The organism is Spirochaetota bacterium, assembly GCA_026415295.1.
Lineage (GTDB): Bacteria > Spirochaetota > JAAYUW01 > JAAYUW01 > JAOAHJ01 > JAOAHJ01.
Map to the genome: position 1 here is coordinate 1 of JAOAHJ010000010.1, position 12,036 is coordinate 12,036.

Annotated in this window: 8 protein-coding genes; 1 reads left to right on the forward strand and 7 read right to left on the reverse strand. The window is 22.4% G+C overall.

What is annotated here, in order from left to right; genetic code table 11:
- The first annotated feature begins 264 nt into the window (after positions 1-264).
- The gene (locus N3A58_02925) at positions 265-2,349 is read left to right on the forward strand and encodes a methyl-accepting chemotaxis protein (GenBank protein ID MCX8058352.1); all 2,085 of its coding nucleotides are present in this window, start codon (positions 265-267) and stop codon (positions 2,347-2,349) included.
- A gap of 91 nt (positions 2,350-2,440) precedes the next feature.
- Here N3A58_02925 and N3A58_02930 read toward each other — a convergent pair whose 3' ends face one another.
- The 7 genes from N3A58_02930 to N3A58_02960 all read right to left on the reverse strand — a co-directional run bounded on the left by N3A58_02930 (position 2,441) and on the right by N3A58_02960 (position 11,891).
- Positions 2,441-3,436, reverse strand: coding sequence for a hypothetical protein (locus N3A58_02930; GenBank protein ID MCX8058353.1), 996 nt, complete (start codon positions 3,434-3,436; stop codon positions 2,441-2,443).
- 95 nt (positions 3,437-3,531) lie between these two features.
- A complete protein-coding gene (locus tag N3A58_02935; protein ID MCX8058354.1) occupies positions 3,532-6,072 on the reverse strand; it encodes a hypothetical protein in 2,541 nt (846 codons plus the stop codon).
- Between the two features lie 364 nt (positions 6,073-6,436).
- A complete protein-coding gene (locus N3A58_02940) occupies positions 6,437-6,865 on the reverse strand; it encodes a hypothetical protein (GenBank protein ID MCX8058355.1) in 429 nt (142 codons plus the stop codon).
- A 253-nt stretch (positions 6,866-7,118) separates the two neighbouring features.
- Entirely contained in the window at positions 7,119-8,429 is a 1,311-nt protein-coding gene (locus N3A58_02945; GenBank protein ID MCX8058356.1) for a UDP-N-acetylglucosamine 1-carboxyvinyltransferase, read from the reverse strand.
- A 112-nt stretch (positions 8,430-8,541) separates the two neighbouring features.
- On the reverse strand, positions 8,542-9,312 hold the full coding sequence (locus tag N3A58_02950; protein ID MCX8058357.1) for a histidine phosphatase family protein: 771 nt from the start codon (positions 9,310-9,312) through the stop codon (positions 8,542-8,544).
- 249 nt (positions 9,313-9,561) lie between these two features.
- Complete coding sequence (locus N3A58_02955; protein ID MCX8058358.1) at positions 9,562-10,716, reverse strand: hypothetical protein; 1,155 nt, start codon at positions 10,714-10,716, stop codon at positions 9,562-9,564.
- Positions 10,707-11,891, reverse strand: coding sequence for an asparaginase (locus N3A58_02960; GenBank protein MCX8058359.1), 1,185 nt, complete (start codon positions 11,889-11,891; stop codon positions 10,707-10,709). The genes N3A58_02955 and N3A58_02960 overlap by 10 nt, the downstream gene beginning before the upstream one ends.
- Positions 11,892-12,036: the final 145 nt, after the last annotated feature.

The window sequence follows — 12,036 nt, forward strand, 5'->3', positions numbered from 1 at the left end:
AAATAATTATTTAATTTGAATTTTATTTTTTTTATGTTAATTTTTTAAAAATAAATATAATTTTTTTTACAAAATTTATTATTTCATCAAAATTTATTAATTTTATTAATTTTATTATCTTTGTAATTTTAAAAAATTACTTTATTTTTATTAAATATTATAAAAACATACATTTTTATTTTCCAAAATTAATAAATGCTATATAAGCTAAATTTTATTAAAAATTTAACATTTTAAATAATTATTTTTAATAAGGAGATAATAATGATAAAAACAATTAAAGGTAAAATTATTATTAATTTTTCTCTTCTTGCAATTATTATTTTATCATTGCTTTCATTTTTAATTATATCATATGTTCAAAGTAATATTGTTCCTTATATTGATAATCTTGGAATTGAAATTGCAAAAAAAGGAGCAAGTTCTATAGAATCATTATTATTAGGATTTATTTCAGAAGGAAAAGCCATAGTAACAAATCCTGAATTTAAATCTGGAGATATAAAAAAATGGGATGAAATGATTGATTTTTTAAAAGGCAAATTAAATCCAAATTTTGAAATGTTATTTTATGCGACTCAGACAGGAGATACATATACTACAACAGGAACTAGAGTAAATGTAAAAGATAGAGAATATTTTCAGGAAGTTATTGTTAAAGGCAAAGACTATTTTATAAGTGATCCTATAATATCAAGAGCAACAAACAAGCCTATAATAGTAGTAGCAAATAAAATAGTTGACACCAATAATAATTTATTAGGAATTATTGGGATAACTATAACACTTGAAAAATTAAGTGAAATTGTAAATAATATAAAAATGGGGAAAACAGGATATGGCTGGGCAATATCCTCAACTGGATTAATAGTAGCTCATCCAAATAAAGAATATGTTATGAAGAAAAATATTCTTGATTTAGATAAAGAAGGGTTCAAAGGATTTACTAAATTTTTCGAATATATAAAAGACAAAGAAAATGGTATATATCTCATAACAAGAAAAGATGGTGTTAAAGAGATGCTTATTTTTTCTAAGGTATCTTATACAAAGGGATGGTATGTTGGAATTGCCATAGAAGAAAAAGAACTTAATCAACCTGTTAATAACCTCTTAAGAATTATCTTAACTATTATCATTTTTGCTATTATTTTAACATTCATTATTTCAACAATATTAGGAAATAATATTTCAAAAGGAATAACTAAAATTAATAAATTTTTTATTCAACTTTCAAAAGGTGAGGGGGATTTAACCCAAAGAATAACAATTAATTCAAAAGACGAAGTTGGTATTTTAGCAAATAATTTTAATCTTTTTATAGAAAAACTTAATAAAATTGTCTCATCCATCAAAGAAGCTATTGAGAATTTAAAAAATATAGGGAACACCCTTTCTTCTAATATGACAGAAACTGCAACTGCTATAAATGAACTTACTTCGAATGCAAATAGTATAAATGGTCTAGCTGATAATCAAATAGAGTTTTTTAAAAAATCTTCTCAATCTATTTTAGATATGGTTAAAAATATTGAACAATTAAATAACTTAATAGAAAGCCAATCTGCTGCTTTAATAGAATCATCTTCTTCAATAGAAGAAATGGTTAGAAATATTCAATCAACAACTTCAATTTTAGAACAAAACTCTATTTCAGTTTCTGATCTTCTTAAAGCTTCTGAAGATGGGAAAAAAAGTATGGATGCTCTTAATAATGTTGTTGAAGAAATATTAAAAAGTTCAGAAGGTTTATTTGAAGCATCTGAATCTATTCAAAAAATAGCTGATCAGATAAACTTACTTGCAATGAATGCTGCCATTGAGGCAGCTCATGCTGGTGATACAGGAAGAGGTTTTGCAGTTGTTGCTGATGAAGTTAGAAAGTTAGCTGAAAGTTCTATGGTTCAAGGGAAAGATATATCTTACAAACTTTCAAATATAAAGAAATCTATAGATAAAGTTTCTTTAACAACTAAGGAGACCGTTAAACTTTTTGACAAAGTTTTTGCTCTATCTAAAACTGTTGCTCAACAGGAAGATATAATCAAAAACGCAATGAAAGAACAAAACACTGGTTCTGTTCAGATTCTTGAAGCTATAAAACAGATAAGTGGAATAACTGCTCAAATTAAAACATTTTCAACTTCTATGACAGATTTAAATAATTCTATAAAAGAAGATATAGATAAATTAAATAAAATGACTTACGAGGTTAATCACTCTATTTCTGAAATGAATATTGGCTTTTCTGAAATAAATAAAGCAGTTGCACATATTGAAAAAGTTTCTGAAGATAATAGAAATAATATTTTTAATGTCGAAGAACAGGTTAAAAAGTTTAAAACTTAATAAAACAAACTAATAATTAAAAAAATAAATTTAAAAAGAAAAAATAAAATGAAAAAATACCATATAATTAAATAGAATTAAATTGATTTAATTAAAAATTAATTAATATTTCACACTCAAAAATTATTTGTTTAAGATTTGTATCAAATAAAACGCCAGGCTTAGGGAAATAATAAGGTTTATAACCTCCAACTACAATAATGTAGATGTTTTTAATAGGTTTGTATATTATTCCGCCATTAAAGTAAAAGTTGTAATAATAAAGGTTATCTATTGATGTAGGTGATCCATTTAAATATTGGTTTAAACTATTTACTATAACTCCAGCACTTATTTTATATCCTAAAAATGAGTAAGTAGGGATCATTCTAAGGGATAAAATAAATTTTTTAATACCAATTTTATAGTAGGTCAAATTATCTTGATAAAAAGCTGATGAAAAATTACTGTATATAAAAGAAAGCTCATTTTGATAAATATATATTCCTACTTCAAATTTAGAATTTGTTCTTTCAAATATTTCAAGGTTTAAGTTTTCTTCATAAAAATTCATAAGCTTGATTGGATAAAATGATGAATAAAAATTAGTTCCAATAAAAAAATATGGATAAAGATCCAGTTTTAAATTTATATTCAACCCATTAAAATAATTATTAAAATTTCTTGTTAAAAAATCAATATTAAATGATAAAAAAATAATCTTGTTTAAATAGATCAATCTAATAGTTGCTCCATATGGATCAAGATTAAAATTATCATAAAATAGATTTATTCCAGCATAAATAGTACCACTATCAGTATTAAATTCTCCTTTATTTAAAGTTTTACTAATAAAATTTAATAAGTAATTTAAATTAAAAGTAAAAGAAAGATAGTAAGAATAATAAATATTTTCATAAATTTTATTTGGAAGACTATTTTTTATATCAAATGTGGTAAAAGAATAAAAATATCCGCCCCTTATCTGAAAAGGGGAGTCAAATAAAATAAAATAATCCTCTTCTGCGCTATATAAATTTAATGATAAAATAGATAAAAATAAAATTAAGATAAATAAATAAAAAATTTTTAATCTAACTTTTTTCATTTTTTGTATTCTCTAAAAATATTTTAATTTTTTTATTTCATATTATTAATTCTTTATTAAATTTTGTCAACTAATATATTTCCAGTTTAATATAGTTATATTATTAATAAACCATTTTTCTTTATTTTTGCAAAGTTTTTAGAGGTAACAAACGATAAAAATGGGATTTTTAATCTTTCCTCAAAAAGGGCTGCAAATTCAGATAATTTCATACATTTATAACTATTTTTTTCAATATTAATAGACTTTTCTTTTAGTATCCCTTCATCATAATTATTTCCCCATTCATCATTCATTGATATTTTATTAAGAATCTCTTGAAAAAAAAGACAGAATTGCAAAGAAAGTTTGAGCCTTTTTTTCTCTCCTTCATAAAACCAAATAAGCTCTCCATTATAATCATCAATTTTATTCACATAAATTTTACTTCCTATAAATAAAACAATTTTATCATAAAGATTTTTATCTATAATAATTTCATAATTTATATTTTCTATAATTTTTTTTACAAAATTTTCCTCTATATCAGGTGAAACAATATCAAAATCAAAAAAAGATGATATAGGTTCATCAAGTCCAATAAAATTATTATAGTTATATGCTACTTTATTAAGCCCCTCATCAAACCTATCATAAAATGAACTATTCCAAAATGAAAGATCGTTAAAAGCAAAATCATATTCTGGAAATAAAATTTTATTTGATTCTATAATTTTTATATTTTTATCAAATTCAGTATTTTTATCTTCTACTTTAATTTTATTTTCTAATCTATTTTCTTTTTTTTCTATAAATTTATTTTTAATAGTTATAAATCCTTTATTTATAAGTTCATTTATATAATCTGAATAATAAGTTAAAACAAATCTATGAAAAAATATAGAATCTACTATACCTTCAACAAACATTTGTCTAACAATCTCTATCATATTAACTATATCAGATTCAGTTTGTTCAAAAGCACCATAAATAAGATAAAGATGTACATAAACACCTTCTGATTTAAAGAAATATAAAATTCTTATTAAATCTTCAAGATTAATCCCTTTTCTTATTTTATTTAATTCCTCCTGCAAAACTGTTTCTGCTCCAACTGTTATTGCGATTAAGCCAGATTTTGAAAGAAGTTTTACTATATCATAACTTATTCTTTTATCCAATCTCAGATTTCCCCAAAATGAAAAAGGTTTTCCTCTCTTAATATTTAGCAAACTAAAATTAATAAGTTTATCAATAGGCATAGCTTCATCAACGAAGTGTATACCTGATATGCCTTCCTTTTCTAAAATATGTTTATTTTGTAAAAGGAAGTTATTTAAAAGGTTCTCCTCATCAACTTCAATAAAATCATTTATATAATCAAGATTAACATCACAAAATCTACACTTTCTCCACCAACATCCCCAAGCAAGAAAAGCTTTTATCCACTTTTCTGAAGACCAAAGAGAATACATTGGATTGCTTAACTCTTTTAATCTTATATATTCCCCAAAATCTATATCAGAATAATCAGGATATGATTTATAAACAAAATTTTTTTCTAAATTATCAAGTTCATTCTCATTATTAAAGTTTAAGAAAACAATATTATTATTGTTTATATATTTTTTGGATTCTTCATCGTAATTTTCAATGACATTTTTATTTTTTAAAAAGTAAAAATACTCTTTATCTTTATTGGGGAAATTAATAAAATTAATATTTTTTTTATCAAAAAAAATAGTTTTATATAAATTTTCATATTCAAGTTCATATTCATTTGAACCTCTTCTTAAAAAACTAAAGATAATCTCTTTTATAGAAGCATATCCTTTATCCAAAACAAGAAAATCAACATAGTTAAATAATTCTGGATTTTTAACATTTCTTAACTCAGATGAAACATATCCCCCACCAAGTACAATAGTAGAATTTTCTCCTATCTTATTTTTTATAATTTCTCCTAAATATATTGAAGGAACAATGCATGATGGAAATGGACATGTAATTAAAAAAATGTTTTGTCTATTTTTAGAAATCTTATCAAATTCAAATATATCACTTAAAAGAGGATAAAATAATAGATTTAATATTTCTGCTTCTAAAATTTTTTCCTTTAATTTAGAAAAAAAATTAAATTCAGTTTGAACAGAATATGCATAATAAGAAAGTTTAAAATTTTTATCAAAAAATAAATTTATAAAATCAACAAGTTCATCAATTACCAGTGAAAAAATTTCAAAAATAGCTTCATAACTATAATTTAAACTATTAAAATCAAGGTAATTTTTTATTCTATACCCTATTGGAATATCCTTTAGTAGATTATAATAAAATGATAAATTATTTTTATCTCCTTTCCCTTTTAAAAAATCAACTATTTTATCAATATTATTTATATAAAACTCTCTATTTAAGTAATAAAATAAAAAATAATCCCTTTTTTCTTCTTCTAAAATATGCTCTTTTACTTTATATTTTTCATATGCTCTTTCAAATATTAACTTTAAACCTTCTTTTGCAAATATTCGATTTATAAGCTTAATGTTTAAATCAATAAAACTAAGTTCAAATGGAATTTTGCCATTTATAGAAAATTCAGATTTTATAAAATTTTTTAAATATAAGCATGATGGATAAGGGGAATTTATCTGCATAAAAGGAGGATTAATTAAATAAACATTAATACTCAAAATTTTATCCTTAGCTTTTATAATTATTTTTTAAATCTAATTTATATTTAAACTATTTACAAATTATATTTAATTTATTTATTTATAATTTTTAATCAATTAATTAAATATAAATTTTTTAGCTGTCTTGATTTTAAATAGCTTATCTTAATAAGATTTATACTATTATTAAATTTAATCAAATTTTTTATTTAATTATTTTTTTATTAGAATTTTTATAAAAAAGGCTGCCCATCAGTATGAGCAGCCCTTTAATTTTATTTTTATTTTTTTCTATCTATAAATCTAACTTTTTTATATAATTTTTATGATTAATATATATTAAAAATTATTTCTTAATTAAATATTCAATGCCAAATAATTGAAACCAGTTAACCCAATCATTATTATATTTATAATAAATATACATTTTATTCCTATTTTCAATTACTATTTTTATCTCATCTGTTTGATATTTTGTAATCCATTGACCATTTTCGTATGACTTTTCTTGATACTGGGGCCCTTCAAATGTAGATCCAGACCCTTTTAAATCAATAGTACCTTTACTTCCAGAATTTAAAACATTATTTTTTTTAACTTCTAATGTGTATGATTTCATACCATAAGTAACAGTTACTGTATAATTATTCCCAAGTGATGAACCTGAATTTTCCCATATTCCTATATAAGGATAAAATAGACTACATGAAGATGATATAATAGCTAAAGAAAATAAAATAAGTAAAATAAATGAATTTTTTAAAAAATTCTTCATTTTTTTCTCCTTTATAATTTAAAAATATAAAATTAAATTAATTTTTAACAAATATCCTAATAATAATTCAATAAATAATCTTTATATTATAATATTAAATTCTATCATATTAAAAATTACTTAATAGTTCTTGCTATTAATAATAATTCAAAATATAAAAAAAAACAACCTAAAATATTAATAATATAAAAAAATATATTTTTATGAGATATAAATAAATAATAGCTTTTATAAAACATTGATTAAAATAGATTTAAGATAACTTTTCTATAATAGCTCCAAGACTTCTGTATATTTCAACTATTGATGGATATCTTCTTCTTAAAATATCTGTTCCATGTATAATAGTTTGAACGGGATCTGCTAACGCAGCTAAAAATATAGCTTTTGTGCCTTGAATTATACCTGGTGCTGCAACTTCTCCTCCAATATATTCAACAATTGGTTCCATAACAATAATCTTTTGAGGATCTGACATAAATATTTCGGCTCCCATATAGTTAAGTTCTCTAACAAAATCAAAACCAGATTCATACATCCAATTTTGAAATAACATAGATCCTTGAGCTTTTGTAGCTAAAGTTACCATAACTGGTAAAAGATCAACTGGAAATCCTGGCCATGGTCTTACAGTAAATTTTGGGAGATCCCTACCTGCTTGGGGAAATTTATCTTTTTGAATAACAAGCTTCTTATCTCCTTTTACAACTAGATCTTTATCTTCTCTTTTTATATCAACACCAAAAAGTTCCATCCATTTTATTATACCATCAACTATATATGGAATGTTGGCTCCTTTTATCCTTATTTTACCCCCTGTAATAGCAGCAGCTACAATATATCCTCCAATATCAACAAAATCAGGAGAAGCTTCAAAATCGGTTGATTTTAAACTTTGTGTCCCTTTTATAAAAAGCTTATTTGTGCCTATCCCTTCTATTTTAGCTCCCATTTTAACAAGTGTTTTTAATACATCTACAACATGAGGCTCACAAGCAGCATCTATTATTTCAACTTCAGAATCAATAGCTGAGGCAAATATAGCTATATTAATAGTTGCTGTAACTGAAGCCTCCATTAACCATATGCTTTTTCTTAATATCCCTTTATTTTTATAAATCAAAAATATTGATCCATTTTCATAATTATATGTTACACCTAAATCTGAAAAACCATTAACATGTGTTGCAATAGATCTCATGCCAAGTTTACATCCACCAGGTACTGGTAACTTTGCATGTCCAAATCTTGCAAGTAAAGGACCTGCAAAAGTAAAAGCCCCTCTAAATTTTTTACCTAATATCTCATCTATATCACTACTTTTAATATTTTTTGAATCAATTAATGTAAAATTGTCATCAGTTTTAACGATTTCAGCTCCCAAAGTTTCATATATTCTTAAAAAATTTTCTACATCTGAAGTTGAAGGTAGATCTTTAAATCTTATTCCCCCACAATTAAGCATAGCTATCGGCAGTGCACCCATTAAAGAGTTTTTATTGATTATTGGAGTAACCTCGCCAACAAGTTTTCTTCCCCCTATAACTTTAATAGTTCCATTCATAAATATATTTTCCTTTTAAATCTTTTTTTGATAATCGACTTTTTCAAAAATCCTTAAATTTTACATAATTTTTATTTTATTATTCAAATATTTTATTTTATCTATTTAATTTTTATTTTAATTTTACATCATTTTCTATACTATATGGAATTTCACCCCAAACTAAAAGTTTAATAAAATTTTTTTTTACCTCAAAAATATTGATACTACAATTATTTAATGAATACTTTCTAATATTTATATCTTTTAGATCAAAACAGAACTTGAAAATAGATTCAACAACTCCCCCATGAGTTATAAAGAGAACATTAGAATCATTTTCTACAACATTAAGAAGAGAAAAAGTAAAATTTATAACCCTATTCATAAGATCTTCATTACTTTCACCTGCTGGAATTTTAAAAGAATAAGAATGAACTTTTTCAAAAAAATTATTTTTATATTCAGGATATTTTTCAATTATTTCATTTAGAGTCAACCCTTCAAAAATACCAAAATTTTTTTCTCTTAGCTCAGCTTTCTTTTCATATTGAAATTTTAAATATTTTTTTAAAATTTCAGCAGTTTGAATAGCTCTACCTAAGTCTGAAGAAAAAGCATAATCAATATAAAATTTTTTATTTAAGTTTTCTTTACTATTTCTATAAGAAATTAAATTAAAATTACTTAAAAAATTATCTATATATCTATTATTAAAATATTTTTGTAAGAAATTTGGAACAAAAAAATATTTGTTTTTCAAATATTTTCCAAGATATTCTGTTTGTTTTATTCCATTATAAGTTAAAGGAGAATCTCTAAAACCTTGAATTCTTAACTCTTTATTCCATAAAGTTTCTCCATGTCTTATAACAAATAACTTAAATTGCTTTTCAGAATTCAAATGCACTCCATTTTAATAATATATTTATTTAAATATATTCTTAATAAAATAAAAAAAATTAAATTAAACTTAACTAAATTAAATTAATTAAATTACTTAAGTTTAATATTTTAAACAAATTTTTTTAATTATTTTTTATTTAATTTTTTCTGCATTATGCTTTTTATTTTAAATTAATCTTTATTAATAATTCAAAACTTATAAGCATTAACATATATCTTACATTAATTTTAATTTTTATTTTTTTATTTATTTCAATATTCCTAAAAAAGTAATCTCTTCTCTATCTGAAAAAAGATGTATAAATCTATACTCACTAAAATTTTTCTCAAATTCCAATTTTTTAAGTTCTAAAAATAAATTTTCAAAATTTGAAAAACCAATTTTGAAATTAATAATATAAAAATAAGCCCATCTATTGGTAATCCATTTCATAGCTAATTTAGCAATTTTTTCAGGTTTTTCAATAATATCGCATAAAAACCATGATAATTTATAATTGTAGTCTTTACTATCTGGAACAAATTTAAAAGCATCATTTTTAATATGAAAAATATTGCCTTTTTTTATTTCATCCCTAAGAATATTACTTCTTAATTCTCCATTATCTATAGAATAAACTATAGCTCCTTTCTTAAAACAGGAATATGTCCATCCACCTGGACTTGCTCCAAGATCAAAAACTATATTATATGTTCCAGGTTTTTTACAAAATATTTTAAAGGCTTCTTCTAACTTTAAATATGACCTTGATGGAGATTTATTATCAAAAATCATTCTTTTTTGACCATTGTAGAAACAATAAAAAGAATAAAAACATCTGTCTTCTGATAAAATAGATAAAAAACAAACTCTTTCTCTTCTAAAATCATAAAAATCATTATATTCAAGTTGATTAAAATCAGAGACAAACTTTTTTACAACCCTCGATATTTTCTTTTTAAGAAACTCTTTTATCAAAATTTCAAACTTTTTTAACCTAAGAGAAACTTTTTTATTTTTATTATTATTTAAATTATTAATCTCTAAATTATTAATTTTTAAAAATAAAAAAAATATATTTTCATCTAATTTTTTACCTTTTATAAATAAAAGAAACTCATTGCATAAATCACAAAGTAGGGTACTTTTTTCAAATTTATAGTAAGGATCATAATCAAAATTTTTGTTTTTAGGAATACTTAAAACTTTTAAATCTATAAAAGTCATATACGGGAAAATAAAACCATCATATTCTTTTGATTTAATTATGTCAATTATCTTTGAATCTTTTTCTAATTCTAAAAGAATTAATCCACTTCTAGAATAGAGAACCTTTTTATATAAATTTTGTCCAAATCTATATTTCAAATATTCTAAAAACAGTTCTTCATATGAAGCACACAAATAAAAAGCTATATACATAACCCATACTCACCAACAGGTTCACCATGTTCATTTAAGTTTATTCTATTTATATACTTTTCTATTAAAGAAATATCACAACTATCTAAAAAACCATGTTTTTTTAAAATATTTACAATTGCAAATTCTGAAATTTCATAATCACCATCAATAATTTTTAAAGCAATTCCATAATATTTATTATCCTTTTTTATTCCAACACAATATACCCCATCAGCACCAACTTTTGCAATTCCATTGCCATTAAATATTTTTGTAAGTAAAGAGCAAAGCCCATCTGTTCCTGCTATCATCTCTGGAAAAGATATCATTGCATCTTTTATCAAATTCAATGCCTCATTAATATTTTCTTCAAATAATAATGATTTTAATTTTTTTATAATTATTTCTTTGTTATTCTCAGTTGCAAAAATATTTGAAGTTATAAGTTTAAGATACGCTTTTGCCATATTAATAACAGATGAAGAATAAACCGGAACACCACATCCATCTATACCTGCTATAAAGTTTGCTTCATCTGTATCATAAATTATACTTAAAATTTTTCTAATATCTTGTTGAACTGGATGATCAAATACTTTATAATTATAAATTTGTTCAGAATTTCTAAGTTTATCATAAATAACTCTATTTTTATCAAAAGATAAATAATCTTTATTTTTTGTTTTTTCATACATATATTTAGAATAAGCTATCATCTGTAAATGTTTAGCACTGCAATCTGAATAAAATTTAGAAGGGGAAATTCCTTCTTTTTTTTGAGCTTCTCTTATTTTTTTATTTCTTGAATATGTTATAGGACATAAAAGTTCATCTTCACTTATTGATGCTTTTTTCATAATATTATACAAAGTTTCAACATGGAAATTCTCACCAAAATGTGACGAACACATTAAAGAAAGCTCTTTTTTATTAAAATTAAATTTTTCATATGCTCCACTAACTATCAATGGTAAAACTTGAAAAGGTTTTGCTGTTGATCTTGAAAAAGTAATATAATTGTGATCTCCATAAGAATAAACTATATCACCTTTTTCATTAATAATAACATAAACACCATGAAAAACTTTCTCTTTTAATTCTCCTCTTTTAGCGTAAACTAGGGGATATATCTTTTTATAACTTTTCCTAATTAAATTTTTATTTTCTTTTTTTAACATATTATTAAAATTCATAAAAAACTTTGTTATATAATATCACATTATTTTTATTAAATTATTTTTTATATTCTTATTTGAATATTAACTTTATTTTTTAATATTTTCATTTTATTTAATATTAAATTATTTTACTTAAAGTTATTTTTAATTTAATTTTATT